The following is a 26560-nucleotide window of genomic DNA, read 5'->3' on the forward strand; positions in this document are numbered from 1 at the left end:
TATTTTCTAAAATGGATGATAAAGTTCCATTATGGTATTACCAACCAAAAGCTGTAAGTCTGTATATTTATACATGAGAGGTCTGAGGCGGCTTTTGATGGTATGCCAACAGTATTCTATAGGATTCAAATCTGGTGAATATGTTGGAAGATACAGCAAATGACAGCCAAAAGACTCTATTAATGATTTTGTTTTAGTGGTCTTATGAAATGTAGCATTATCCATAACTATAGTTGTGCCAAGTGGCAATTTAGGTAATAACATCTTCTCCAACCATGTATTGAATACCTCTTTGTCACACCCACCTTTGAAAGTCATTGGTGCAATAAATCTCTTTCCAATCCACCCGGCTACTATACTGATTCTCTCTCGAGTTCTCCCTGGAATATCTGCATAAATTTTCTTTCCTCTTGGAGCGCGTCCATATTCTCGGTATAACTTATTATCAACTCCTGCTTCATCTATATATAAGATGCTGGAATGGTCTATTTTTGAGATTTTATCAATAAATTGCTCCCTATCTTCTTGATTGCGCTCTTGATATAGTGTGACTTTTTTTTAAAGTAATTTTTAGCTGTTTTAGTCTATACCAAATTGAGTTTATTCCAAATCCAAGATTTTGTTTCATCTCTGCCAGAGTATGATCTGGATTCTTTGTAACATATTCTTCGAGTATTTTGGGGTCTATTTTTCGAATAAAGCTACCGTTTTTAGATGGCTTGAGGCTTTCACCAGCAGCTTTCTTTTTTAACCAACGGTACAGAGTTGCTATTCCTATCTCCATAAGCTCTGCTACCTCAACCTTTGTCTTACCTTTTTCTATCATCAATACTGCCTTTTCCCTTAAATCCACACTATATGCCATTATAACTCAAATACTTTATTATACCTTTATCATTTACTTTAGGAAATACTATACCTATTAAGGCAGATGATATTCACTTTTCTTCGATTACAGAATTGTGCTCATCAAGTGAACACAAATACAATCTTCCTGAGCTGATTTCACTCTTTTTAGAATTCACAGATAATTATTTTGAAAAGAAGGGCTCTCTCAATCAAGAGAAACAACCAGAGATAAAAACAGAAGCGATATGTGGAAAGAATAGTGAAAAAGAAATAGAGGAAAAGAAATAGAGGAAAAGAAACAGTATTTTACCAATTTAAAGAATTATTCAATAAGTCAGAATATATCTAAAAAGCTAACATCTCTGCAAATATTGAAATAAGTGTTTCTTTTGTGATTAAAAAAACATTGCATCTAGAGTATCTGCCATAAGTGATAATTTTGTGCTTTCATCATAGAGATTGTTTTCACTAGCTAATAATTTCTCACTAATTTATGGATAAAGTTTAGAAACGTACTTCTCATAGCATTTATCTAGGCATTCTTGGTCTGTCCGTTTTGTTTTGTAGGAATGGCATTTCTGCTTACATTGATTATATCTAAATTCAATCCCTTTCTCTTTGTTTGATGCTTGTTGTTCCATAATATTCTTCAATTTAAATAATATTAATATTAGCATACAAATGTGAACATTATGTTAATATCATTACTTTTTAGGTATACATGGCAAATTTATGCCTGGAAACAGTTTTTGGTTATTTCCTAGATTTTCTTTATAAAAACCAAAGGCGCCAGTTGGTTTTTATTAGCTAAGGTAAAGGTCAAATATCTGGAATTCTGGACATAAAATCCTCCTGTATAAATTAGAAAAAAATGCAGCGCACATATGACAGACGTGTGTATACGCTGAAAAAGATACGCTACGTTTTTTATTGAAAAGTTAATTGAAAGTCTGCAGACAAAGATAAATTTTTGAGCTCTTAAAATATCTCTAATTGTCATTATAATCAGATTCAAAATACGCGGAAGTAATTTTTTTTGACAATAGATTTCTTTCATAACCAGGCGTCATCCCAGCTGAGATCCGATAAGAAAACCGCGCTGGAACTTTTGAATTCCAGTTATGCAAGGAATCTAATATCATGGAGTTTTCAAACACTAACAACCAAGTACTTTAATAAGGCAAAAAGCTTATCTAAGAGAGTAGGCCTTGCAATTGTATCAATAGTGGTGGGATTGGTAGGACTCGAACCTACGACCAATTCGTTATGAGCGAACTGCTCTAACCGACTGAGCTACAATCCCTTTTATCAACACCTATAATACACGCAAAAGGAAATTTGTCTACTCGCTTATTTCACTATCAACCCAACTGTGTAAATCATTTATTGCGCCAATTTTGCGTGCAATTTCCTTACCATCTTGAAATATGATTAAAGTAGGTATAGATTGAACTCCATACTTACTTGGCACCTCAGTTTCTCCATCTATGTCGAACTTGCAGATCTTGATCTTGCCTTTTCTATCCTCAGCCAATTGCTCGATACGTGGCATCAGACTTTTGCATGGCCCGCACCATTCTGCCCAAAAATCTACCAGCACAAATCCTTTGTGGTTAGCAACTTCAGATTCGAAATTTTGATCATTTACCGCTTTAATATCATCACTCATAAAATACCTAAATTTTTATAAATATAGCGTATTAATTAACAGCTGATCAACTAAATTTTTCTGGATTCAAGTGAAGTGATTACATATGATGATTAAAGATATCTACACTCCCCCAACCCATTGAATCTAGCTCAATACGAGTAGGAAGAAATTCAAAGCACTTTTCGGCTAATTCTTTTCTATTTTCACGTTCTAGCATTGAGTCTAGCTTTTCCTTTATTCTATGGAGATATAAAACATCAGATGCAGCATAACTTTTTTGCTTGTCTGTTAAATTTTCATTTCCCCAATCAGAAGATTGTTGTTGCTTATTTAATTTTATATCAAGTAGTTCTAAGCACAACTCTTTTAAGCTATGACTATCTGTATAAGTGCGAACTAAACGTGAGGCTATTTTCGTGCAATAGCAAGGCAGTGCCCAGGTTTTTAAATAATAATGTATTATACTTACATCAAACCGCGCAAAGTGAAATATTTTGGTTATATTTTTATCCTCTAATATTTTTCTCAAATTTGGAGCTGTATAATCGTTTTTAAATTGAATCAAATGAGCGTTGCCATCATCAAAAGAGAGCTGCACAAGGCATAATCTGTCTCTACCATGAAGTAGCCCCATTGCCTCTGTATCAACAGCTATAGATTTTATATCATTCGGTATTGCACTGGCTGGCAGGTCGTCTTTATATATAAATATTCTCATAAATTTAATATGTTTTATGACACATACAATAATCAAAAATGAGTTTTAAGTATACGAAAAGATCATAGAAAATTGGCTCTCATGATTTTCATGTATGTAGGGTTTACAAATTATGATATGCATCTATAATAAGAATAAGTAAATTTTCATTGCGGGAGTGGCTCAGTTGGTAGAGCGCAACCTTGCCAAGGTTGAGGTCGAGGGTTCGAACCCCTTCTCCCGCTCTTTGAGTTTTAATCACATTTAATCATAAAAAAATTAATTAATCTATCTAAGAAATTTAGCTATACTAGAAAAGTTTTTTAGAAATTTATATTTAAGGAGATTATATGGAAAAAGATGATGTTATATTCTGTTTAACAGTTTTAGGCATAGTAGCATCAATAGGAGCACTTACAGGTTTAGGACTCAGTTTTACAACTTTGTCACCATTGGTGATGGGTGGAATTATTGCTGCAATTCCTGCACTCTTACACTTTGCCATTTGTACAGATGATAAACTCTCACAATCCGAATTCTCTTATGCTCATGCTTGCACTCATGCTTGTCTCTTTGTTGCAAGCGCTGCAATTGGAGTTGGTCTTGCTGCAGCTGCAATGGCTATTTTTCCTGGTGCAATACTTGGAATGGGATCGGCAGCTTTAGCAGGTGCAACAATAGGAGTAATATCACCAATTGCAGCATTGTGTGCAATGATAGCTACAGTCTTTGCAGCTCAGAAAGTGAATGATTATATTATATCACCTATAGTTGAGCGTTTTTCTTCAAAAGAGGAAGAGTGCAATCTACCTGCAAAATAATCAATTGACGTTAGCATTTAGTTTTCTTTATAATTTCCTTTGTGAAAGAAGAAAAATGCTTATTTGTAACGATAGCTGGTTTGCCAAATGCTGGAAAGTCAACGCTAATTAACAGCATCGTAGGCAAGAAAATTGCAATTGTCACCCCTAAAGTGCAGACAACAAGGACGCAGGTAAGGGGTGTTGCTATATGCAACAATGCGCAAATTGTTTTTACTGACTCTCCAGGAGTGTTTTCAGCAGAAACAAATCTTGAAAAAGCTTTAGTCAAATCTGCATGGGGAGCAGTTAAGGATAGTGACATTACTTTGTTGCTTGTTGATGTAAACAATTACCTAAAAAATATAGAAAGAATAAAAACGATATTTGCACGACTGGAGCGCACAAAAGGCAGATGCATTTTGGTTATCAATAAAACTGATTTAGTAAAGAAATCAGAGCTCAAGATGGCACATGAGCACCTAAATTTGCTTTATAAGTTTGAAAAAATTTTTACGATATCGGCACTGAAGAATGATGGACTTTCTAATTTGATGAATTACTTATCTGAAATTGCACCGATAAGCCCTTGGTTCTATGAAAAAGATCAAGTAACCGATTCCTCAGCTGATTTTTTATCAGCAGAAATTACAAGAGAGAAGTTATTCTTGAACCTACGTGAAGAATTGCCATACTCTACAGCTGTTATAACTGAACAATTTGAGGAAAAAAAAGATAAGAGTTTAGTCATAAAACAGATCATATTTGTATTGAAAGATAATCATAAGAAAATAGTGCTAGGAAAAGACGGCAGTAGCATAAAAAAAATTAATATCGAGGCGCGTACAGAATTGGAAAAGTTATTTGAGTGTAAAGTTCATCTCTTTTTGTTCGTAAAAGTGCGACCTTGGACTGATCGCCCTGAGGAATATATAAGTAATGCTTAATTCTTTGTTGGTATTTGATATTGAAACTATACCAGATGTAAATTCCTGTAAGAATTTACTCAATATTAGTGATGATAGCAGTGTAGAAGAAAAGAGGGATGCATTAACAAAATATCATCTTGAAATAACAAACGGGCAAAACTCTTTTCTGCGTCAGCCCCTCCACCTTGTTGTAGTTATTAGTTTTTTACTTTGTAATATAACACGCCAGAGCGGTTATGAAATGTTCACACTACAAGAAATAAGATCTGGAGGCACATTAAACTCCAATGAAAAAGAGCTAGTAAAGGGATTTTTTAACTACATATCAGAGAAAAAGCCAAGACTAGTTTCGTTCAATGGACGCACTTTTGATATACCGGTACTGAAGTACCGTGCTATGGTTCATGGCATTCAAGCAGAATATTTTCACAAAGCTGGCGATAAGTGGAATAGTTACAATCAGAGGTACAGTAGTGATTGGCATTGTGATTTGCTTGAATCTCTCTCTGATTTTGGAGCTTCTGCAAGAATGAAGATGAACGAAGTTTGCGCAGCATTTAATCTTCCCGGTAAGATTGGAGTTGATGGATCACAAGTTATGGATTTATACGATAGTGGAAAAATACAAGAGATTCGCGATTATTGCGAAACAGATGTGATTAACACCTATTTGATTTACTTGAAGTTCATGCATCATCAAGGAAGAATTACTACAGAAAGCTATAATAAGAGCATAGAAGAACTGCTTTTGGAATGCGAAAAAAAAGAACATCTAAAAAAGTTTAAAGAAGAGTGGGAGATAACTTGCGGTGGAAATTTTTATATTGAATTTAAATGAATAGATATTATGGAGCAATCTAATAATTGCCCCATAATAATATTTATAAACTCCTTGTAGTAGAAAAGGCATTCTGATATGCCATCTGCTTAACTTCTGTTTGTTCAAGCTTAGACAAATTTTCTAAGTTTTTATCTTGGTATTCCTTTTTTACTTTCTCGAAAAAATTTTGTCCACCAAGAATATAATCACCTAAATTAGCAGCATAATATTGAGCATTACCTAAAACTGCACAGTTAATTCGACTTAATATTCTCGAAGGGTAATAAAAGAGAGAAACGTTATTGTTTGATTGGAAGTCATTCTCATCCATTATTTTAATGGCTTCATGATAACCATCCCATTTGATGAACAAAATATCCTTCAGGTACTGATATTCTCAATTGTGCACCTACATGAGCATAACCACAAATACCAGGTGATACCGCTGGTACTGGGTCTTGTCTATGTTGAGTTACTCTAATGGTTTTTTCTTGAAGAACATCATTATAAAATTCACTAGCAGTAAGATCAAAAACTCGTGGATCACCAAAAGTTGCAACATGAACATCTTCAGCTCCTTCTGTTTTATTGAGGCATAAAGCAGCTATCTTAGCAATAGCTCCTCCCATACTGTGACCTGTGAGATTAATTTTAAAATCCTTGATTTCTGATCCCTGTTTTTCAGCATGAGATTTCAAAATGCCATACAGATTAGGCCATGAATCCATAAATGAATTATAGAAACCACAATGAATTCTTCCACCTTCAGGTAAAAATTCCGAAGTAGCAAAAAGTACATTTATATCAGTAATTCCATCATTAAAACTCTGGCTCAGACGAGTACCATGGTAAGCTATTGTTATTTCTTTACCTTTTATAAAAACGTGACCAGCATCTTTTTCAAAGCTATTACCAAATGGAATAATTTCATAACCTTCGCTGATGAGTTCAGCTCTAGTTTTATACATTTTTTCAGTAGATGGAACAATTTCAAAATCTTCTACAATTTCAAATTCAGTTTTGTACGCTCTTTGAGCTAGGTTGTTACATCTTTTTTTACTTAATTTACCATCATCATCGCCATAGCTTATCTTGCAGAAATTACCCATTTCTAATAATTTCTCTCTATCAAATCCTGCAATTTTTACAATACTTTCATCTATTTTATAGTCAGAAGGTAAAGAACATGGCTCATTTGGATCAGCACGATTTATAAATTCATAATCTTCAATGATCTCAAATTCATCGTCATATTCTTTCATCTCGTATTTGCCATCATCTACTGAAATAGAGTCTGGCTGTTCAGTATTACCTGGCTCTGAGCCTGTAGCAGCACCTGTAGTGCTAAACCAATTTCGTAAAAAACTAAAATCCATAAATACCTTGATTATTAAAAATAAAACAATAATTCACTAATTATAATATAAACTAATATTATTGTCAATAGTTATATTAATATTTTAATCTTTATGTACTTTCACTTGAGTAAATTTTACTTCCATAGAATAAGTATAGAGTTATAATACACTAACAAGCAAACCTCTGTACTAAATTTTGGTTAATATACACGTTGAGCGTATTAAGAAAGTTGCTTTTAAAGTATTGCATTTTACTTTTATTTTCGCTATAAGGTTGCTTTAAGTTGGATTTTCAACACCTTTATACTATTTATGTTATGATTTTAAAATTTTTTGGGGGCACTTCATGAAAAAATCTATTTATACTAGAACTGCTCTAGCTTCTCTATTGACTTTATGTTCTTTCAGTGGCTTTGCTGCTGACTTTTCTGACGAGAGTATGAAGGAAGTAAAAAAGCAAGAGAGTAACGAGTCAATCAAAACTTCTGGAAAGATGGAAGTGATGAAGACGTCAAATAAGAAACTAAAAGAAAAAATGGACAGGATATGTAATGCTGATCCAAGAAAAAAAGCCGAGGAGCTTAAGAAAAAAGAAGAACTAAGATTAGCAGCTGAGCAGAAGAAAAAAGAGGAGTTAAAATTAGCAGCTGAACAAAAGAAGAAAAAAGAAGAGTTAAAATTAGTAGCAAAACAAAAGAAAAAAGATGAAATTAGGCTAGCAAAAGAGAAAAAAGCAAAGCTTATAGAGGATTCAAAGGCGAAAGCTCTAAGCACTAAAAATTCTAATGTAGAAAAGTCAAAAATTAAGGGTTCTAAAACTAAGAATGCTAAAATTGAAGCTAAAGATATAAAAAAGGATGTAAAAGTTGTTAACAGCAATACAGAGGAAAAAGGTAAGGCAAGTCCTGTTGTTTCAGTTGGTGGGGTTGATATTATCAATACCAATCAAGGGGATGGTTTAAGAATAACTTTCGGTGGTGTTGTTGATTCTCAAGGTTATGGTAACCATGGGCTAAGTGGCTATAACCATTATAATGTTATGCCAGGTAAATCTACAGATTATTTTAACAATACTCCAGATAGTATAAAAGGAGCAAATCCAATATTTCCTAAAGGGATAGGGAATATTGATGATTACAGTGAAAACATGGGCATGATTTCAGATGCAATATTGCACTTAAGAGCTGAAAATAAAAATGAGGATATTGGTCTTCGTTATGGTGCCGATGTACAATTCCATGTTCCAGTTACTGAAGGTAAAGGAGCTTCACAAGGCGTGAATGCTGCAAGAGGTAGAAGTGCACATGTGTTTTTGAATTCAAAATATGGTGATCTGAAACTTGGCTATCAGTTTGGTCCTGAGTCTCTGATGAGACTGGATGCAACAAGAATTGCAACTGTTGATGGAGCTGCAGATAGTGACTGGTTCAGAAAAGTAAACTTAGAAGGAAGTGCTGCAAACTTTCCATTTTACGTAACACCACGTCTTTACACTGAAAGCTTCTCGAGCGAGAGCGAAAAACTCTCCTTCCGTATGGCAGGAAAGTATAACAAAGAGGTTATGACCACATTGCCGTTTAGAGCTGCTTACTACTCACCAAATTATATGGGTGCAAGATTTGGTCTTAGCTACTCACCTCGCTACGATAGTGGTTTATCCGTTGTAAAAGAAATAGTTCCAGATTTCCTCAAAGATTCAAGTAATACGATAACAGGGGTAAAGAATGAGGAAATGTTAAGACATGTTGGGCCAGATTACCAGCATATAATAAGTGCTGGTGCATCATATGAATATGACTTTAGTAAACATAATGTAAAAGTTAAAACTTCCGTAGTTGGTGAATATGGGTTTTCAAAGCAACCGAGTAAAGATAAGCACCTTTATAATGAGTTCATAGAATACAATAACCTAGCAGGTATGAATTTAGGTGCAAGCGCTGATTATAAGATTGATGAAGATCAAAGTGTAAAATTTGCTGCCTCTTTTGCATACTTGGGCAAGTCTGGTCAACCGAAGGGTATTAAAAAATTAGTCGGTGATACCTATACAGAAATTGATGGTAAAGGTACTACTGATGATGACAAAAGAGTACAAGGGCTGAAAGCTCAGTTTGATGGGGATGATAAAAACACTATGTATTGGACTGCAGGTGCTGGTTATCAATATGATAATATCTACACAAGCTTGACATACTTTGGTAGCAGAATGAGCAATAAAGATATGCTTCATGATGTTGCACTTGGTGTTCAGTATGATCTATCTTCTTGCAATAAGAGCAAATTTATTCCTTATGCAGCCTTACATTATTTTATGACTGATGAAAAAGGTGCACTGAAAGATAAAAGTAATGCTGATGTACCTTCTAACAAAGGAGTTCTTCTCCTCACTGGTGTGAAGTTTTCTTTCTAGTTATTTAACAATACACACCACAACTTGAATGTGGTGTGTGTCTTGTCTGTTAGTGTTTATTTGTCGATCAAATAAACATAAGCCAGTGCGTAACAAACTCTACGAGTATTTATTTTACTCACACAATAAGTAATGTCATCCCAGTCACAGCTGTACGAAAATTGTGGCAATTTGCATAGTAAATGGTGTCATCCCAGTGCTTGACACTGGGATCCATTTTTCCATCATCATCAGAAACGTTGTATTTTAACATTACTTTTATACTCGTAAATTTAACTATAGTATTTCCTAAAGTAAATGATAAAGGTATAATAAAGTATTTGAGTTATAATGGCATATAGTGTGGATTTAAGGGAAAAGGCAGTATTGATGATAGAAAAAGGTAAGACAAAGGTTGAGGTAGCAGAGCTTATGGAGATAGGAATAGCAACTCTGTACCGTTGGTTAAAAAAGAAAGCTGCTGGTGAAAGCCTCAAGCCATCTAAAAACGGTAGCTTTATTCGAAAAATAGACCCCAAAATACTCGAAGAATATGTTACAAAGAATCCAGATCATACTCTGGCAGAGATGAAACAAAATCTTGGATTTGGAATAAACTCAATTTGGTATAGACTAAAACAGCTAAAAATTACTTTAAAAAAAAGTCACACTATATCAAGAGCGCAATCAAGAAGATAGGGAGCAATTTATTGATAAAATCTCAAAAATAGACCATTCCAGCATCTTATATATAGATGAAGCAGGAGTTGATAATAAGTTATACCGAGAATATGGACGCGCTCCAAGAGGAAAGAAAATTTATGCAGATATTCCAGGGAGAACTCGAGAGAGAATCAGTATAGTAGCCGGGTGGATTGGAAAGAGATTTATTGCACCAATGACTTTCAAAGGTGGGTGTGACAAAGAGGTATTCAATACATGGTTGGAGAAGATGTTATTACCTAAATTGCCACTTGGCACAACTATAGTTATGGATAATGCTACATTTCATAAGACCACTAAAACAAAATCATTAATAGAGTCTTTTGGCTGTCATTTGCTGTATCTTCCAACATATTCACCAGATTTGAATCCTATAGAATACTGTTGGCATACCATCAAAAGCCGCCTCAGACCTCTCATGTATAAATATACAGACTTACAGCTTTTGGTTGGTAATACCATAATGGAACTTTATCATCCATTTTAGAAAATACTATAGTTACTATTTGTTCTAATTGATTTACTCTATAAATTATACGATATTCACCAACTCTTAGTCTTCTATGTCCTTTTAGGTTATGATGTAATGGTTCACCGAGGTTTATTGGATCAACTGTAAGACGTTCTTTTATAGCCTTTTGGATTCTTAGCCTTATTGTTTTTTGAAGGTTTGGTAAATCTCTCTCAACAACACTTTTGAGAGACTTAACTTTATAATGCTCTAATCCCACTTAATATCTTCAAAATCGACTGTTTCTGCACCTTCAACATCACGCTCATCAGAAATTTTAGACACTAAAAAGTCTTCAATTTCAAGCTCGATTGCTTCTTTAAGTAGTTTTTCTGCTAATGCTTGAGCAGGTTGCTTAGTAAGTTCAGATAATTCAGCAAGATGCTGTAAAGTTTCTTTACTGAAAGCTAAATTTGCCATAAATTTTACTGAAATCTACTAATAATTATACAACATTTCCCTAAAATTTTCAATAAAGAAAGCGAAGTGATTATATTAATACTAACATAGTATTAATATGTTAGTATTATGTTAGTTTTTAATTAAGGAGAATGTTATGTCAAAAAATACACAAAACTACCATACTTATCCTTTTACGAGTAAAAGTAAGATGCAAGAATCTACACAAAAATTATTTTCTTGGATAGACGAGCAAAGAGCACGTGACCATAATCTTTGCCACAGAAAATGTGAAGAGATACATGATTGGTATGATCCTGCCGGGCGATCTATATGCAAAGTAAGATGTAATGATATATATGGTCTAAGTTCTGAACCATTTGATCCACAAAAGACAATAATGGAATCATCTTTGGATGAATACGATTACATTTCTATTTAACAAAAAAGTGTGAGGCTTCTTTATTTTTCCCTAAAATTTTCAATAAAGAATTATATCGGGAGAATGGATCAGGAAGAAGGGCTGTATAATAATATATTTATAATTTACTTACGTAACTTAGAAATTATTGAAAAACATAGTTCTTAAGTACTTTCAAAGCTTTCTCGTAAATGGTGTCTCTATGTCCTATTGTAACGATAGTTACTTCATATTTTGTGGTGTCTGCACAATACATGATACGATAGTCACCAACCCTTAGTCTTCTGAACCCTTTAAAGCTATGGTATAAAGGCTCACCAAGATTCACTGGATCGACTGTAAGTCGCTCATTTATTGCATCTACAGCTCTTGACCGTACTTTTTTTGGAAGACTTGGAAGATTTTTTTCAAGAACACTGTCTAGGAAGATAATAGTGTATTCCAATCCACGTCCTCACTTTTAGTTTTTTTTTCATTTTCAATATCATATTGATCAGCAACTACAGATAGTAAAAAATCTTCCATTTCACTATCTATTGCTTCTTTAAGTAGTTTTTCTGCTAATGCTTGAGCAGGTTGCTTAGTAAGTTCAGATAATTCAGCAAGATGCTGTAAAGTTTCTTTACTGAAAGCTAAATTTGCCATAAGTTTTACCGAAATCTACTAATAATTATACAATATTTTCATGAAATTTTCAATAAAGAAAGCGAAGTGATTATAATAATACTAACATAGTATTATTATGTTAGTATTATGTTAGTTTTTAATTAAGGAGAATATTATGAAAAATATTAAAGAAAAAGGACTTTCAAGTGCAAAAGTTAAGTATTCTGTTGAACCTACGGTTAGTGAAAATGCGGAGGTAAATACATTCGAAGAGTGTTTTGGAGCATGTTATAACAAATACCAACATGATGAAAAACTTATGGGTTCGTGAATAAGGGGATGTCAGTATAGGTTCGGGCATAATTGGGATTTGGATGCTCCTGAATCAAAAGAGTCAGAACCTATTTACACAAGTGAGGTATTAAAAAATATTGGAGACAATTTCCATGCTCTTGCAGATTCAGTGTCTATTCTGTAGTAGGCAGAGGTTAAAAAATGTGAGGCTCTATTTTTTCAAAAAAGAATTATATTGACAGATTATGATAGGTTGAGTATACACGAGTTTGCTGATGCTCGTGAGAAATTACACAGACTAAGTATAGTACTGCAAGACATTATTAGGAATAGGGAAGGTATGCCAGCAGCTGGCTACTGGATGTATTTCTATGATAACAACTACTCTTCGTCATCAAAAATCAAGAAGGCTCTGCAACTTGATGAACATCAACTCTATTCTTTTATTGACGTAGATGACTCTGAAAAATTGCGGACTGAAGTGCTAATGCTATATGGTTATTACGTTCAAGAACAAAACGGAAAATCCTATGTTATACTAGAAATAATGTGCGGAAAAGGGGGGATTCGAACCCCCGACATATTTTCATATGTGCACGCTTTCCAAGCGTGTGCTTTAGACCACTCAGCCACCTTTCCATACTTATTCTATGCTGCTAAACAACTGGTATATATGGTTCGCCAAGGAAATTCACAGTATTGTTAAACTTGTTTTTGCACGTTAAAAACGCTTTATCACAACCTGCAAGTATCGAATATTTATCTCCGGTAGAAATTTGATATGGAGGAGAAGCAAATAATGTAACTACTTTATTTTTGTATTCTTTAACTACAACTTCAAATGTTGCTGAACTAAAGAATTTTACCACTCCGTGCTTATAATATCCATCACTTTCGATTAAATTAGTGTCTTCAAATCTTCTTTCATCTATCACTTTAGTAATTGTGCTCATTCTACTAAACTTTTTAGCATCAGCTTTACATCTATTATCGCAAAATTGTGCCCTGCATACAGGAGAATATAGCTCTGTTATGCTTCTCTCAAGCTTTGTCCCAAGACCTCTAATTTCAGCGATAAACCTCCCGCTATTTAATGTTACTTTACCAAAAGTTCCTGCATGCAAATTCATAATTCCCTGACTCAAATCTTTATAATTCACAAGAAATATTTCAATATTTGCAAAGTCATACCTTCCTGATAAAACATCTTTTTCTTTAATATCAGCACTATTTAATATTCCTTCAATTTCTAGATTATCAGTTCTCAAATCGCTATTTAATATTATACTGCTGGCTATAAAACCGCTTGAAGATTTATAGAGTATATTATTGAGATTTAAATCTTCATCATAGTCAGTAAATCCCATTACTTCTCCACCTACAAGTGTTAATTTCCAGCAAGTAGCGATGGTAAGTAATTCTCCAGCTAAATGGTTTTTTAGTTTGGTTTGCATACTGCTTAATTGATTGAATTTGAAAACGTTCGATAGGTAAGGGATTATGATAATTTATCCATTATCTGAGTAGCCATAGGGTGTCATGCCAGCGCCCAGACATTGGCATCTATAGTATTTTCTAAAATGGATGATAAAGTTCCATTATGGTATTACCAACCAAAAGCTGTAAGTCTGTATATTTATACATGAGAGGTCTGAGGCGGCTTTTGATGGTATGCCAACAGTATTCTATAGGATTCAAATCTGGTGAATATGTTGGAAGATACAGCAAATGACAGCCAAAAGACTCTATTAATGATTTTGTTTTAGTGGTCTTATGAAATGTAGCATTATCCATAACTATAGTTGTGCCAAGTGGCAATTTAGGTAATAACATCTTCTCCAACCATGTATTGAATACCTCTTTGTCACACCCACCTTTGAAAGTCATTGGTGCAATAAATCTCTTTCCAATCCACCCGGCTACTATACTGATTCTCTCTCGAGTTCTCCCTGGAATATCTGCATAAATTTTCTTTCCTCTTGGAGCGCGTCCATATTCTCGGTATAACTTATTATCAACTCCTGCTTCATCTATATATAAGATGCTGGAATGGTCTATTTTTGAGATTTTATCAATAAATTGCTCCCTATCTTCTTGATTGCGCTCTTGATATAGTGTGACTTTTTTTTAAAGTAATTTTTAGCTGTTTTAGTCTATACCAAATTGAGTTTATTCCAAATCCAAGATTTTGTTTCATCTCTGCCAGAGTATGATCTGGATTCTTTGTAACATATTCTTCGAGTATTTTGGGGTCTATTTTTCGAATAAAGCTACCGTTTTTAGATGGCTTGAGGCTTTCACCAGCAGCTTTCTTTTTTAACCAACGGTACAGAGTTGCTATTCCTATCTCCATAAGCTCTGCTACCTCAACCTTTGTCTTACCTTTTTCTATCATCAATACTGCCTTTTCCCTTAAATCCACACTATATGCCATTATAACTCAAATACTTTATTATACCTTTATCATTTACTTTAGGAAATACTATAATATCAGACTCTTATTTAATACAATTGAACACTCCCTGCTCTTTTTTTTATCAGTCGTTTATTATCAATTAATGAGACTATAGCCAAAATTGTTTCGATCTGCCCTACTTTTCTACTAATGATCTGATTAAGATTTTTTTCATTGAGCTTGGCAATATCATTGCTTACAAGTATAAAGGCATTTTTATATATTTCCCGAAATAATTGAGAATTGTGAATCAGGGTACTCGCGCCTATTTCTAGTAGGTTTTTGTGTAAAATGTTCGTATAGGTTTGTAACAATTGAAACATCTGGTCTATTTATAGCTTCCCTTAAAGAAAGAACTAACATTTTCTTTAAGTTAGCTTGTTTATCTATATCAATTAAAAGTCTAGGATCACTTTCTACAGCTAATATCTTTTTCCACCATAAAGTTATAACTTTTTTATTAGAATAATATAGCTTAATTGTTAACTATATCTGTGAGAAAATCAAGAATTATGTATTTTTTTATATTTTATATAGGATTATTAATATTCACTTTAGTTTCAGAAACATACTGCAAATTAGAATCATAAAAATCTTTAATGTTCATTTTTCCAAAAACGCAAAAAAAGTACCTACCTTTGTGAAAACAAGCCTATAAAAATATGGTTGTAAAAATGGAAGCTTAAAATCATTGCAACAAAGTTAGGCAAATTGGTTCATATGTAAATTTAGTGAAAGTAAACCAATATAGCTGATTTCATGGTATAGCAAAATCACTATATTGAAAAGTTTATATGGTACACCAATTGATTCTAATAACTTTTATTCCACAACTTTGCAGTATTACTTATTTAATGATGAGATAAGAATTGCGTGCTAATAAATAATAAAAGTTAATATAATAATAGAAATATTGACATATTAATAATATTATTATACTCTTAGTATAATTAAGTAATTAAGAGAAATTATGAGTATTATATTGTTTTATAAGAAGTTTAATGACCATGATTTAGGTGATGATAAAAGTTCTTTGAGAAAAAAGTTCAACGAAATAATTAAAGATTTAAAAGAGAACAACAGTACAAGCCAAGGGAATATAAAATTAATAAAAGGTGATGGGAATATTGAATATTCTCGAGCTAAATTAAGTGATAGTGACAGATTATTATTCACAAGTATAAAGATTGATAACAAAGATGCTTTTATTATTTTAGAAGTAATTCTGAATCATGATTATCATAAGTCTAAATTTTTAACAAATAGAGAAAAAATTAAAAACATAGAAATAATAGATAAAAACAATGAAGAAGTTTCTAATAGCGTAAGTACATTGGAGATTGAAGATGCTCCACAAGTTAGTTATCTCGGTAAATTTATTACTTTTAGTGCAAAGCAAAAAGATATAGTTAAAAGAGTTGGAAAGTTTGAATTACCTTTAGTTATTAGTGGATCTGCTGGTAGTGGAAAGACATCAGTGGCTTTGGAGAGCCTAAAGAAGATAAAAGGGAAGTTTGAGGGAGGAAAAATTCTATATATTACCAAATCCGAAAATCTTATAAAAGAATCAAAAAAATTACTTGAATACGAATACTATGATGAAACTGCTAATGAGTTCAAGATTGCTGCTCCGGAAGAAATTGATTTCTTATCTCTGCATGAGTTTCTTGAAAAGCGAGCAGAAGATATAAAAGGAAAGAAGCCAATCAATAGAAGTAAGTTTTTTTCATGGTTCAACGAAATATGCAAGAAAGATAAATTTAAAGAGTATAAAAAAGATGGAGATAAAATATTCGAAGAATTTACAGCTGTGATAGGTGGAGGAGACTTATTAGGAAAAGATGGAAAAGATAGATATGGTAAATTAGGAAACAGACAATCTATGTTTTCTGTAGACGAAAGGAACAAAGTTTATGATTTTTTTAAAGAGTACAGGAAGTTTATAGAAAAAGATTCAGAGTATTATGATCCTAATCTTGTTGCATATAAGTGCATTACAGAAGGAATGTATAGTGCGATTGTTGTAGATGAAGTACAAGATTTGACCGAAAGCACACTGAGTTTAATATTAAAAAGTTTAAAAGATGAAAGTAAGGATAATTTTTTGTTATGCGGTGATATTAATCAAGTAATACATCCTAGTTTTTTCTCTCTATCTAAGTTAAAATCTTTTCTCTGTCAAAATCAATGTATAAGGGATCAAGGGTCAGAAGTTTTTTATACCCTTGAGAAGAATTATCGTAATAGTGAACAAGTGTATCCGTTCAGAGGTGTGGCAAGGATAAAAAACAATTGACATAATATATTAAAGTAGTAATAACACAAAATGTTGATAGTAAAGTAAGGCTAGATGCTTCAATTGTTGATCAGTATTGTAGAGTTATGTAAAAACTTAGAGCAGAAAGTAGCAAAGCTTGAAGAAAAAAATAAAATCTTAGAAATAGAGAATGCTGAACTAAGAGAGAGACTCGGCTTAAACTCAAGGAATTCATCTTTACCAAGTTCAAAAGAGCTGTACAAAATAAAAAAAGACACACCAGAAGATAAGTCAGAGGGCGGCAGGAAGATAGGTGGTCAAGTTGGACATAAGGGGAATTGCCGAGCTAAAATGGAAGCAGATGAGGTGGTGAAGGTAGAGTTACCAAATAGATGCGAGTGTGGTGAAGAAATCGCAATATCGGAAAAACCATATGTCTATCAAAAAGTTGATTTACCAGAAATTAAGCCTTACGTAGTTGAGTATCAATTAGAACATGGTCGCTGTCGTAAATGCGGAAAAAGAAGGAGTAGCAAATTACCAGAAGGAGTTACACCGGATACCTTTGGTCCTAGAGTTAAGTCAGTAGTTGCATCACTAAGTGGGTTTTATAAGAATTCAAAGCGAGAAATAGCGAATATTATGAAAGACATCTTTAACATGAGTATAAGTGTTGGTAGTGTGTCCAATAGTGAAGCAAGGGTTTCGTCAAAATGTAAAGAAGCCTATGAACAAATAGAGGAAGAAATAAAAGCAAGCGAAATTTTGCATATTGATGAAACCAGTCACTACAACAAAGGCAAATTGGGATGGTGCTGGATGTTTGCCAACAATAAAGCAAGTCTTATGAAGTTAGCAGATACAAGAGGAATGAAATTTTTAAAGAATAGTGCATTTTGTGATTACAAAAACCTGGTAATTACTGACAGATATGCAGTTTACAACCACTTCAGTGATGAAAAACGACAAATTTGTTGGGCTCACTTATTGAGAAATTTCGAGAGGTTATCTCATAGTTGGAATAGTGAAGTAATGAGACTTGGCCATTGTTTAAAAGACGCAGCTAATGGATTGTTTGTATTAAAAAACGCTTTGTCAGAAAATGAAATTAGTATTTCAAAGTTCACTAAGCAAGCTAAAGAATTACGAAGATACATACAGTACTGCATGATAAAAATATCTTATATACTTGAAGCAAAAGGAGCTTCACGAACGGTAAAGGGTATTATAAAATCCGAGTCAATGATGTGGACATTTTTGGATGACCCAGAGAATATTCCATTAACGAATAACCATGTTGAGCGACAGATACGGCATTATGTTGTCTATCGTAAGAATTCATATTTTGCACAGTCAGAGCGAGGGAATAGGGAACGTTCAAAAAAGTGTGTCAAACCGAGAAGTAAAGTAATAAATTGATATAAAAAATGGAGGTTTGATATGAGTCAAGCAAATAGAACTAATGGGTTGGTAGATTATAAAGAATTAGAAACAAATATCCTGTCATCTATACGAGAAGGAAAACCATTGACAGGAAAAGATGGAGCATTAACACCGTTTATAAAAAGGTTGCTAGAGGCAAGTCTGGAAGGTGAAATAGAAAACCACATGTCAGCTAAAAGTGAAGAAAATAACCGAAGAAATGGGAGAAACGCAAAAACTTTACGCACGAGTGGAGGCTCATTTGAGCTGCTAACACCAAGAGATAGGGAGGGAAGTTTTGAACCACAAATAGTTAGAAAAAGGCAAACAAGCCTACATCCAGAACTTGAAGCAAAGGTATTAAGTACATACGCCAGTGGCATGGGATACAGAGACATAGCTTCACACGTTGAGGAAATATATGACCACAAAATATCAGCAGCAGAGATATCCAGTATTACTGATAAACTGCTACCAATAATCAATGAATGGCGCAGCCGTCCACTGCAATCAGTATATCCAATAGTGTTCATGGATGGCATGTTTTTTAAGGTTAAGGAGGATGGACATTGTGTAAGCAAGTGTATGTATAACATATTAGGCATAGATCAAAATGGCAGAAAAGAAGTATTAGGTTTTTATTTGGCTGAAAGTGAGGGAGCTAATTTCTGGTTGGGAGTGCTAAATGACCTCAAAGAAAGAGGAGTAGAAGATATTCTAATTGCCTGCATTGATGGGCTAAAAAGCTTTTCTACAGCTATAAATAGTATATTTCCTAAAGCAGAAGTACAACTATGTATAGTGCATCAGATAAGGAATTCACTGAAATATGTATCTAGCAAAGATGTAAAAGTTTTCATGAATGATTTGAAAAAAATATATCGTGCTTCAAGTAAAGAAATTGCCGAAAATTATTTGCTTGAACTGGAGGAAAAATGGGGCGAAAAGTATCCATTAGTCATAAAATCTTGGCAGAATAATTGGGAAAATTTGTCCAGTTATTTTCGTATCCGTTCAGAGGTGTGGTTTAAGAAACAACAGCTAGCAGGTTTTGAAAAGGGTTTAATTCCTTTTGTTTCCAAGTCAGATACAACGAAATTATCCGCTCAAGAAATCTATTCCCTCGCTCTGACTGTGCAAAATATGAATTCTTACGATAGACAACATAATGCCGTATCTGTCGCTCAACATGGTTATTCGTTAATGGAATATTCTCTGGGTCATCCAAAAATGTCCACATCATTGACTCGGATTTTATAATACCCTTTACCGTTCGTGAAGCTCCTTTTGCTTCAAGTATATAAGATATTTTTATCATGCAGTACTGTATGTATCTTCGTAATTCTTTAGCTTGCTTAGTGAACTTTGAAATACTAATTTCATTTTCTGACAAAGCGTTTTTTAATACAAACAATCCATTAGCTGCGTCTTTTAAACAATGGCCAAGTCTCATTACTTCACTATTCCAACTATGAGATAACCTCTCGAAATTTCTCAATAAGTGAGCCCAACAAATTTGTCGTTTTTCATCACTGAAGTGGTTGTAAACTGCATATCTGTCAGTAATTACCAGGTTTTTGTAATCACAAAATGCACTATTCTTTAAAAATTTCATTCCTCTTGTATCTGCTAACTTCATAAGACTTGCTTTATTGTTGGCAAACATCCAGCACCATCCCAATTTGCCTTTGTTGTATAGTATTTTCTAAAATGGATGATAAAGTTCCATTATGGTATTACCAACCAAAAGCTGTAAGTCTGTATATTTATACATGAGAGGTCTGAGGCGGCTTTTGATGGTATGCCAACAGTATTCTATAGGATTCAAATCTGGTGAATATGTTGGAAGATACAGCAAATGACAGCCAAAAGACTCTATTAATGATTTTGTTTTAGTGGTCTTATGAAATGTAGCATTATCCATAACTATAGTTGTGCCAAGTGGCAATTTAGGTAATAACATCTTCTCCAACCATGTATTGAATACCTCTTTGTCACACCCACCTTTGAAAGTCATTGGTGCAATAAATCTCTTTCCAATCCACCCGGCTACTATACTGATTCTCTCTCGAGTTCTCCCTGGAATATCTGCATAAATTTTCTTTCCTCTTGGAGCGCGTCCATATTCTCGGTATAACTTATTATCAACTCCTGCTTCATCTATATATAAGATGCTGGAATGGTCTATTTTTGAGATTTTATCAATAAATTGCTCCCTATCTTCTTGATTGCGCTCTTGATATAGTGTGACTTTTTTTTAAAGTAATTTTTAGCTGTTTTAGTCTATACCAAATTGAGTTTATTCCAAATCCAAGATTTTGTTTCATCTCTGCCAGAGTATGATCTGGATTCTTTGTAACATATTCTTCGAGTATTTTGGGGTCTATTTTTCGAATAAAGCTACCGTTTTAGATGGCTTGAGGCTTTCACCAGCAGCTTTCTTTTTTAACCAACGGTACAGAGTTGCTATTCCTATCTCCATAAGCTCTGCTACCTCAACCTTTGTCTTACCTTTTTCTATCATCAATACTGCCTTTTCCCTTAAATCCACACTATATGCCATTATAACTCAAATACTTTATTATACCTTTATCATTTACTTTAGGAAATACTATAGTGACTGGTTTCATCAATATGCAAAATTTCGCTTGCTTTTATTTCTTCCTCTATTTGTTCATAGGCTTCTTTACATTTTGACGAAACCCTTGCTTCACTATTGGACACACTACCAACACTTATACTCATGTTAAAGATGTCTTTCATAATATTCGCTATTTCTCGCTTTGAATTCTTATAAAACCCACTTAGTGATGCAACTACTGACTTAACTCTAGGACCAAAGGTATCCGGTGTAACTCCTTCTGGTAATTTGCTACTCCTTCTTTTTCCGCATTTACGACAGCGACCATGTTCTAATTGATACTCAACTACGTAAGGCTTAATTTCTGGTAAATCAACTTTTTGATAGACATATGGTTTTTCCGATATTGCGATTTCTTCACCACACTCGCATCTATTTGGTAACTCTACCTTCACCACCTCATCTGCTTCCATTTTAGCTCGGCAATTCCCCTTATGTCCAACTTGACCACCTATCTTCCTGCCGCCCTCTGACTTATCTTCTGGTGTGTCTTTTTTTATTTTGTACAGCTCTTTTGAACTTGGTAAAGATGAATTCCTTGAGTTTAAGCCGAGTCTCTCTCTTAGTTCAGCATTCTCTATTTCTAAGATTTTATTTTTTTCTTCAATCTTTGCTACTTTCTGCTCTAAGTTTTTACATAACTCTACAATACTGATCAACAATTGAAGCATCTAGCCTTACTTTACTATCAACATTTTGTGTTATTACTACTTTAATATATTATGTCAATTGTTTTTTATCCTTGCCACACCTCTGAACGGATACTATTTAAGAGGTTATTAGGAGTATTTGATCGTATTATGACAAAAACTAATAAAAACGTTTTAAAAGGTAGTGTGGAGAAGAAATTTAGCTCAATATGACCAGAAGAAAAGTTGTTTATTGATGTTTAGTTAGATGGTAAACGTTAGATACAACAAACAGAGGAAGTTAGATAAAATAATTAAGGGAACAAGAATATAAAGGTTTAACTTGAAGTAACCGGATAAAATCTGAGTCACACTTCCAAGTGCTGGTACCCACGAAAGCAATGCAACTGCACAAATCAGTAGGTGCCTTACAATTTTTGGTGTTTTGTCTTCATTCTCTAATTTGTGATGTGATCTTCTGATAAAAATTGTTATTCTACCTAAATACCAGTTAGCTATTCCACCAAGACTGGATCCCGATACTCCAAAAAGTAATATAAGTAGTGGATTGTAATGTGACCTAAAGCATAACATAGTGTAAAGTACAAAACCTTGATGTATGGGTAAGATAAGCGATGATACTAGGCTATCTATAAACAATAGGAGATAATTTTCCATACCAAGTTGTTGTACCATCTTCGTTGTCAGAAATTGTAACCCCCATTTGTTTCAATTGCTCTCTTATTTTGTCTGCAGTATCATAATCTTTATTTTGTTTTGCTACTTTTCTTAAGTCTATCAACCTTTCTATTTCTTGATTACTCACACCACTTGCAAACCACTCTTGATAACTTGACTCAAGAATACCAATGAACCTTGCGCTTTTAACAAACTTCTTAGTTAATTTGAGCTTCTCATATTCATTACTTGTCTTATTGATTTCTGTAGCCATTTCATGCAATATGGCTACAGCTTCAGGAATGTTTAAATCGTTTTTCAAAGCCTCTATAAAATCTTTAGAGACTTCTGCATCACTTTCCTCAATACATGTACTACGTAATAACCGATAAAACTTGTTTAAAGTTTCTTGCGACTCAGAGATAACATTTTCTGTCCAATCAAGTGGTTTTCTGTAGTGAGTTTTAAGCAGCGCATAACGTATTACTTCACCCTTTATTCCACTATCTAACAAATCCCTTACTTTGACTATATTAAATAAGGATTTGCTCATTTTCTCTTCATTTACCGTAAGAAACCCGTTGTGTACCCAATATTTTGCAAACGTTGACTCAGCAAATGCAGATTTACTCTGTGCAATTTCATTCTCATGATGAGGAAATTGCAAGTCTATACCGCCACCGTGAATATCAAAATCTTTGCCAAGGTAAGCATATGACATTGCTGAACATTCTATATGCCACCCTGGTCTTCCCTCTCCCCATGGACTATTCCAGTGACTTGAAAGTTTATAGTCAGTTTCGTTTGCAGGTTTCCAAAGTACGAAGTCTCCTGGGTGTTTTTTATTTTCACCCACTTCAACTCTATTACCATGATCCAATTCATCAATTTTTTTTCCTGATAAAACACCGTACTCAGGGTAAGATTCTACACTAAAATATACATGTTTATTTGATTCATAAGCATGACCAGAATGCAGCAAAGATTCAATTAACTCAATAATTTGGTCTATATTTTCTGTTGCTTTTGGTTCATGTGTTGGTTCTACGCAATTTATGCTTCTCATATCTTCATGAAAAGCTTTGGTATAATATGCGCTGATACTTTCTATATTACTACTTTTCTTATTTGCTGCATTGATTATCTTGTCATCGATGTCGGTTATATTACGCACATAAGTAACTTTGCCATAACAAAATTTCAGCAGTCGAAATAATACATCATAAACAACAACAGAACGTGCATTTCCTATATGTGCAGTATCATATACTGTTGGTCCGCAGACGTACATTTTTATATGATCTTTATCGATCGGTGTAAAGGGCTCTTTTTTTTTTGTTAAAGTGTTGTAAAGCTTAACCATATACAAAGCTTTTTAGAAAAGAAAATGCTCCAAATATAAGCTGTGGTCCTTTAACTATTACGACAAGAGTAAGTAATAACCCACACAATGATACTAATACTCCGATTATAGAGAGAAATCCATCTTTGCTCATGATACCCAGTGAAATGAGAGTTGTACCAATTGCAGGAATGAAGTTAGTTAAAGGAAGTGGGATTGCTATCGATAATGCACAAAGCAGCATTATAAATGCTAAAATATTTTCACCAGGACCACGAAAAATGAAAGACATTCTTGGTTTCATGAACTTTTCTATTTTTTTTAATGTAGGTGAAGTTTTCTCTACCACGAGAGCTAGTGTTGACCGTTGAAAAAATTTCCTTTCTAGCCAATTAGGCATCCAAGGAGAATCAAACCCAAATAGAAGCTGCAGTGAAAATAAGATTAAAGGTATAGAAAGAATGGTTGTATAGCCAGGTGGAACAGGTATAGGTACTGATAGCGGTAAAGAGAAGATGATTATTAAAATACCAAAACCACGCTCATGTAAAGCTGTTTTAATATCAAATAATGTTACTTTATCATTATCGTTATTATTAGTATCTGCAACCTCTTTTAGAATATCAGAGGCCAATTTTTTATCTTCAGTCAATTTCACACTTTTTTCCACAGATACCCTTTAATAACAATATAACTTCTAACTAACATAGTTATTGCTATATTTCAATATCGATTATTCATTTCATGCTGTACTTCATTCTTTTATTAAAGTTTTATAAAGCTTTTAAGAAGAGAAAGTGTTCCGGCTATAAGTTTTGGTCCTTTAACTATTACAATAAGGGTAACCAATAACGCACAGAATGAAACTAACACTCCTAACGTAGATAAAAATCCATCTTTACCCATAATGCCGAGTGAAATAAGAGTTATACCAATTGCAGGAAGGAAGTGAGTAAAAGGTAATGGAAGAGCTATTATTATTGCACAAAGCAACATCATAAAAGCTAGAATCTTTTCACCCGGACCAAGAAAAATAAAAGATATTCTTGGTTTCATGAACTTTTCTATTTTTTTTAATATAGGTGAAGTTTTCTCTACCACGAGAGCTAGTGTTGACCGTTGAAAAGATTTCCTTTCTAGCCAATTAGGCATCCAAGGAGAATCAAACCCAAATAGAAGCTGCAGTGAAAATAAGATTAAAGGTATAGAAAGAATGGTTGTATAGCCAGGTGGAACAGGTATAGGTACTGATAGCGGTAAAGAGAAGATGATTATTAAAATACCAAAACCGCGCTCATGTAAAGCTGTTTTGATGTCGAACAATGTTACTTTATCACTATCGTTGTTATTGGTATCTGCAACCTCTTTGAGAATATCAGAAGCCAATTTTTTATCTTTGCTCAGTTTCGCACTTTTTTGCATAATTGCCCTTTAATAACATTCTAACTAACGTAATTATTAATATATTTCAGTTATACCTCTTCAATTCTTTAGCCTTTTTTAAACAAATGACACGCACTAAAGTGCGTGTCACGAAACATAAGGAAGCTAACGATCTGGTTCATTAGATGATAGTTTCTCTGAATCCTTAAGTTCTTGTTTAAGGTTTTTAATGCCTTTGCCTAAATCACCCATAACTTGTGGTAACCTACCTGCACCAAACAGAACTAAGATTATTATTAAGACTAGAAACAGCTGCCATGGACCTAAACTCATTTGTACCTCCGTTGAAAATATTAACTTTTAGGTATTAAAACTTGACTGAAGCCAAGTGATACATAAATTATATCACTTTTATTGAATTATAAATCAAGAGTTTTTAATTATCTTATAATAGTTTTAGCCTAACATTAAGTTTAGTTTAGCTGTAGAGTAAAAGGAAGCTCACTAAAAAATTTTGCTAACGTATCATCTTTAGGTCTGTGGTATATGTAGCTAGGAACTCCTGATTGAATAATTTTACCATTTTTCATCACGTAAATAAAATCTGCAACTTTCAACGCTTCTTGCGGGTCATGAGTTACCATGAGTACAGGAATATTTTTGCTTCTAAAAAGTGACAATATATGGTGCCTTATTCGATATTTGAGCAGTATATCTAAATTAGAAAATGGTTCATCGAGCAAAACAACATCAGGATTTTGCGCCATTACTCTTGCTATTGCAACTAATTGTTGCTGTCCTCCTGATAAAGCATGAGGGTAAATGTTTTCATATTTTTCTATATTAAATAGCTTTAAGATTTCCAATGCAGTAAGGTATTTTTCTTTCTTAGAAGTACTGCAAATAGCAAAAGTTATATTTTCTATTACTGTTTTATGAGGAAATAATGCAGAATGCTGAAAAATCAATCCGATATTTCTACGCTCTATAGCAATTGACACTTTGTTACTTGCAACTAATTCATCATTTATAACAATGGTTCCAGATTTTGGATTTTCTATTCCTGCGATTAATTTTAGAATTGTTGACTTGCCACAGCCAGAATGACCTAGTAAACAGGCAACACTTCCTTTCTTCACTTGAATGTTGATGTTGCTTAAAGCAAAGCCATCTTGATTACTATAAAAGTAACTAATATTGTTAACTAGCATTAATCTTTCAATTGGAATCGTATTATTAAATATAACAGTATTACATTCAAGAAATACAGAAATATTTTTTATTATTGTGAATTAATTGTACAGAG

At 33.5% G+C, this 26560-nt stretch carries 32 protein-coding genes, 3 tRNA genes and 4 pseudogenes; 12 read left to right on the forward strand and 27 right to left on the reverse strand.

The annotated features are described in order from the left end of the window. Window positions 1-6 precede the first annotated feature (6 nt). The 5 genes from OM962_RS07415 to OM962_RS07435 all read right to left on the reverse strand — a co-directional run bounded on the left by OM962_RS07415 (window position 7) and on the right by OM962_RS07435 (window position 3218). On the reverse strand, window positions 7-507 hold the full coding sequence (locus OM962_RS07415; RefSeq protein WP_319606738.1) for an IS630 family transposase: 501 nt from the start codon (window positions 505-507) through the stop codon (window positions 7-9). A 10-nt stretch (window positions 508-517) separates the two neighbouring features. Further along, the gene (locus OM962_RS07420; protein ID WP_213864026.1) at window positions 518-865 is read right to left on the reverse strand and encodes an IS630 transposase-related protein; all 348 of its coding nucleotides are present in this window, start codon (window positions 863-865) and stop codon (window positions 518-520) included. Between the two features lie 1210 nt (window positions 866-2075). Then, window positions 2076-2152: transfer RNA gene (locus OM962_RS07425), tRNA-Ile, on the reverse strand. Window positions 2153-2191: 39 nt separating this feature from the next. After that, window positions 2192-2518, reverse strand: coding sequence for a thioredoxin (trxA, locus tag OM962_RS07430; RefSeq protein WP_007302120.1), 327 nt, complete (start codon window positions 2516-2518; stop codon window positions 2192-2194). A gap of 79 nt (window positions 2519-2597) precedes the next feature. Beyond that, window positions 2598-3218: a ribonuclease D gene (locus tag OM962_RS07435; RefSeq protein ID WP_264331316.1), complete on the reverse strand. Its 621-nt coding sequence runs from the start codon at window positions 3216-3218 to the stop codon at window positions 2598-2600. 151 nt (window positions 3219-3369) lie between these two features. Between OM962_RS07435 and OM962_RS07440 the strand changes: the two genes are divergently transcribed. The 4 genes from OM962_RS07440 (at window position 3370) to OM962_RS07455 (ending at window position 5764) form a co-directional block, all read left to right on the forward strand. Continuing rightward, a tRNA-Gly gene (locus OM962_RS07440) sits at window positions 3370-3442 on the forward strand. A 105-nt stretch (window positions 3443-3547) separates the two neighbouring features. Beyond that, window positions 3548-4018 carry a hypothetical protein gene (locus OM962_RS07445; protein WP_264331317.1) on the forward strand — a complete coding sequence of 157 codons (471 nt, stop codon included), beginning with the start codon at window positions 3548-3550 and terminating at the stop codon, window positions 4016-4018. A gap of 41 nt (window positions 4019-4059) precedes the next feature. Continuing rightward, window positions 4060-4944, forward strand: coding sequence for a GTPase Era (gene era, locus OM962_RS07450; RefSeq protein WP_017532191.1), 885 nt, complete (start codon window positions 4060-4062; stop codon window positions 4942-4944). After that, window positions 4937-5764: a 3'-5' exonuclease gene (locus tag OM962_RS07455; protein ID WP_264331318.1), complete on the forward strand. Its 828-nt coding sequence runs from the start codon at window positions 4937-4939 to the stop codon at window positions 5762-5764. The genes era and OM962_RS07455 overlap by 8 nt, the downstream gene beginning before the upstream one ends. Before the next feature lie 43 nt (window positions 5765-5807). On the opposite strand, the gene OM962_RS07460 is transcribed toward OM962_RS07455, so the two are convergent. Both OM962_RS07460 and OM962_RS07465 read right to left on the reverse strand, forming a co-directional pair. Further along, a complete protein-coding gene (locus tag OM962_RS07460) occupies window positions 5808-6119 on the reverse strand; it encodes a hypothetical protein (protein ID WP_264331319.1) in 312 nt (103 codons plus the stop codon). Next, on the reverse strand, window positions 6091-7122 hold the full coding sequence (locus OM962_RS07465) for a lipase family protein (protein ID WP_264331320.1): 1032 nt from the start codon (window positions 7120-7122) through the stop codon (window positions 6091-6093). The genes OM962_RS07460 and OM962_RS07465 overlap by 29 nt, the downstream gene beginning before the upstream one ends. A gap of 328 nt (window positions 7123-7450) precedes the next feature. Between OM962_RS07465 and OM962_RS07470 the strand changes: the two genes are divergently transcribed. The 3 genes from OM962_RS07470 to OM962_RS07480 all read left to right on the forward strand — a co-directional run bounded on the left by OM962_RS07470 (window position 7451) and on the right by OM962_RS07480 (window position 10703). Further along, the gene (locus tag OM962_RS07470; protein ID WP_264331321.1) at window positions 7451-9514 is read left to right on the forward strand and encodes a WD0745 family porin; all 2064 of its coding nucleotides are present in this window, start codon (window positions 7451-7453) and stop codon (window positions 9512-9514) included. 330 nt (window positions 9515-9844) lie between these two features. Continuing rightward, the gene (locus OM962_RS07475; protein ID WP_213864026.1) at window positions 9845-10192 is read left to right on the forward strand and encodes an IS630 transposase-related protein; all 348 of its coding nucleotides are present in this window, start codon (window positions 9845-9847) and stop codon (window positions 10190-10192) included. Between the two features lie 28 nt (window positions 10193-10220). Further along, complete coding sequence (locus OM962_RS07480) at window positions 10221-10703, forward strand: IS630 family transposase (RefSeq protein WP_264330460.1); 483 nt, start codon at window positions 10221-10223, stop codon at window positions 10701-10703. Here the strand turns inward: OM962_RS07480 and OM962_RS07485 are convergent. Both OM962_RS07485 and OM962_RS07490 read right to left on the reverse strand, forming a co-directional pair. After that, entirely contained in the window at window positions 10633-10947 is a 315-nt protein-coding gene (locus OM962_RS07485; protein ID WP_264331322.1) for a type II toxin-antitoxin system RelE family toxin, read from the reverse strand. The genes OM962_RS07480 and OM962_RS07485 overlap by 71 nt on opposite strands. Next, window positions 10938-11147: a hypothetical protein gene (locus tag OM962_RS07490; protein WP_264331323.1), complete on the reverse strand. Its 210-nt coding sequence runs from the start codon at window positions 11145-11147 to the stop codon at window positions 10938-10940. Before OM962_RS07490 ends, OM962_RS07485 begins: the two co-directional genes overlap by 10 nt. Window positions 11148-11337: 190 nt before the next feature. Here OM962_RS07490 and OM962_RS07495 point away from each other — a divergent pair, with 190 nt between their 5' ends. Then, window positions 11338-11568: a hypothetical protein gene (locus tag OM962_RS07495; protein WP_264331324.1), complete on the forward strand. Its 231-nt coding sequence runs from the start codon at window positions 11338-11340 to the stop codon at window positions 11566-11568. A gap of 124 nt (window positions 11569-11692) precedes the next feature. Here the strand turns inward: OM962_RS07495 and OM962_RS07500 are convergent, their stop codons facing one another. Further along, complete coding sequence (locus OM962_RS07500; protein WP_264331325.1) at window positions 11693-11992, reverse strand: type II toxin-antitoxin system RelE family toxin; 300 nt, start codon at window positions 11990-11992, stop codon at window positions 11693-11695. Then, window positions 11968-12192, reverse strand: a complete 225-nt coding sequence (locus tag OM962_RS07505; RefSeq protein ID WP_264331326.1) for a hypothetical protein — start codon at window positions 12190-12192, stop codon at window positions 11968-11970. The genes OM962_RS07500 and OM962_RS07505 overlap by 25 nt, the downstream gene beginning before the upstream one ends. A 136-nt stretch (window positions 12193-12328) precedes the next feature. Between OM962_RS07505 and OM962_RS07510 the strand changes: the two genes are divergently transcribed. Then, window positions 12329-12484 (forward strand): hypothetical protein, encoded by a 156-nt coding sequence (locus OM962_RS07510; RefSeq protein ID WP_264331327.1) that lies wholly within the window; start codon window positions 12329-12331, stop codon window positions 12482-12484. A 515-nt stretch (window positions 12485-12999) separates the two neighbouring features. Here the strand turns inward: OM962_RS07510 and OM962_RS07515 are convergent. The 5 genes from OM962_RS07515 to OM962_RS07535 all read right to left on the reverse strand — a co-directional run bounded on the left by OM962_RS07515 (window position 13000) and on the right by OM962_RS07535 (window position 15225). Continuing rightward, a tRNA-Ser gene (locus OM962_RS07515) sits at window positions 13000-13086 on the reverse strand. 17 nt (window positions 13087-13103) lie between these two features. Continuing rightward, on the reverse strand, window positions 13104-13901 hold the full coding sequence (locus tag OM962_RS07520) for a DUF2163 domain-containing protein (RefSeq protein WP_264331328.1): 798 nt from the start codon (window positions 13899-13901) through the stop codon (window positions 13104-13106). Window positions 13902-14022: 121 nt separating this feature from the next. After that, entirely contained in the window at window positions 14023-14523 is a 501-nt protein-coding gene (locus OM962_RS07525) for an IS630 family transposase (protein WP_319606738.1), read from the reverse strand. Window positions 14524-14533: 10 nt separating this feature from the next. After that, window positions 14534-14881 (reverse strand): IS630 transposase-related protein, encoded by a 348-nt coding sequence (locus tag OM962_RS07530; protein ID WP_213864026.1) that lies wholly within the window; start codon window positions 14879-14881, stop codon window positions 14534-14536. Window positions 14882-14949: 68 nt separating this feature from the next. Next, the gene (locus OM962_RS07535; RefSeq protein ID WP_264331229.1) at window positions 14950-15225 is read right to left on the reverse strand and encodes a hypothetical protein; all 276 of its coding nucleotides are present in this window, start codon (window positions 15223-15225) and stop codon (window positions 14950-14952) included. Between the two features lie 647 nt (window positions 15226-15872). Between OM962_RS07535 and OM962_RS07540 the strand changes: the two genes are divergently transcribed. The 3 genes and pseudogenes from OM962_RS07540 to OM962_RS07550 form a co-directional block, all read left to right on the forward strand. Beyond that, a complete protein-coding gene (locus OM962_RS07540; protein WP_264331228.1) occupies window positions 15873-17198 on the forward strand; it encodes a UvrD-helicase domain-containing protein in 1326 nt (441 codons plus the stop codon). Window positions 17199-17264: 66 nt separating this feature from the next. Beyond that, a pseudogene (gene tnpC / locus OM962_RS07545) lies at window positions 17265-18527 on the forward strand (IS66 family transposase); the annotation flags it as partial. A 72-nt stretch (window positions 18528-18599) separates the two neighbouring features. Beyond that, a pseudogene (locus tag OM962_RS07550) lies at window positions 18600-19587 on the forward strand (IS256 family transposase); the annotation flags it as partial. A 21-nt stretch (window positions 19588-19608) separates the two neighbouring features. Here the strand turns inward: OM962_RS07550 and OM962_RS07555 are convergent. The 11 genes and pseudogenes from OM962_RS07555 to OM962_RS07600 form a co-directional block, all read right to left on the reverse strand. After that, window positions 19609-20277: pseudogene (locus tag OM962_RS07555) on the reverse strand (IS66 family transposase); the annotation flags it as partial. A gap of 9 nt (window positions 20278-20286) precedes the next feature. Continuing rightward, window positions 20287-20787 (reverse strand): IS630 family transposase, encoded by a 501-nt coding sequence (locus tag OM962_RS07560; RefSeq protein ID WP_319606738.1) that lies wholly within the window; start codon window positions 20785-20787, stop codon window positions 20287-20289. 10 nt (window positions 20788-20797) lie between these two features. After that, entirely contained in the window at window positions 20798-20977 is a 180-nt protein-coding gene (locus OM962_RS07565) for an IS630 transposase-related protein (protein ID WP_319606739.1), read from the reverse strand. Continuing rightward, on the reverse strand, window positions 20965-21144 hold the full coding sequence (locus tag OM962_RS07570; protein WP_264330453.1) for a transposase: 180 nt from the start codon (window positions 21142-21144) through the stop codon (window positions 20965-20967). Before OM962_RS07570 ends, OM962_RS07565 begins: the two co-directional genes overlap by 13 nt. 47 nt (window positions 21145-21191) lie before the next feature. After that, a pseudogene (locus OM962_RS07575) lies at window positions 21192-21893 on the reverse strand (IS66 family transposase); the annotation flags it as partial. 222 nt (window positions 21894-22115) lie between these two features. Beyond that, window positions 22116-22529 carry a YqaA family protein gene (locus tag OM962_RS07695; protein ID WP_319606761.1) on the reverse strand — a complete coding sequence of 138 codons (414 nt, stop codon included), beginning with the start codon at window positions 22527-22529 and terminating at the stop codon, window positions 22116-22118. Then, entirely contained in the window at window positions 22498-23892 is a 1395-nt protein-coding gene (gene cysS, locus OM962_RS07580; RefSeq protein WP_264331160.1) for a cysteine--tRNA ligase, read from the reverse strand. The genes OM962_RS07695 and cysS overlap by 32 nt, the downstream gene beginning before the upstream one ends. After that, window positions 23885-24541, reverse strand: a complete 657-nt coding sequence (locus OM962_RS07585) for an exopolysaccharide biosynthesis protein (RefSeq protein WP_264331161.1) — start codon at window positions 24539-24541, stop codon at window positions 23885-23887. The genes cysS and OM962_RS07585 overlap by 8 nt, the downstream gene beginning before the upstream one ends. A gap of 95 nt (window positions 24542-24636) precedes the next feature. After that, window positions 24637-25293 (reverse strand): exopolysaccharide biosynthesis protein, encoded by a 657-nt coding sequence (locus OM962_RS07590; protein WP_264331162.1) that lies wholly within the window; start codon window positions 25291-25293, stop codon window positions 24637-24639. Between the two features lie 126 nt (window positions 25294-25419). Further along, complete coding sequence (gene tatA / locus OM962_RS07595; RefSeq protein WP_006013840.1) at window positions 25420-25587, reverse strand: twin-arginine translocase TatA; 168 nt, start codon at window positions 25585-25587, stop codon at window positions 25420-25422. Between the two features lie 140 nt (window positions 25588-25727). Then, a complete protein-coding gene (locus tag OM962_RS07600; protein WP_264331163.1) occupies window positions 25728-26465 on the reverse strand; it encodes an ABC transporter ATP-binding protein in 738 nt (245 codons plus the stop codon). Window positions 26466-26560: the final 95 nt, after the last annotated feature.

The sequence above is a fragment of the Wolbachia endosymbiont (group B) of Erebia ligea genome, assembly GCF_947179575.1.
In the GTDB taxonomy this organism is placed as follows: domain Bacteria; phylum Pseudomonadota; class Alphaproteobacteria; order Rickettsiales; family Anaplasmataceae; genus Wolbachia; species Wolbachia pipientis_C.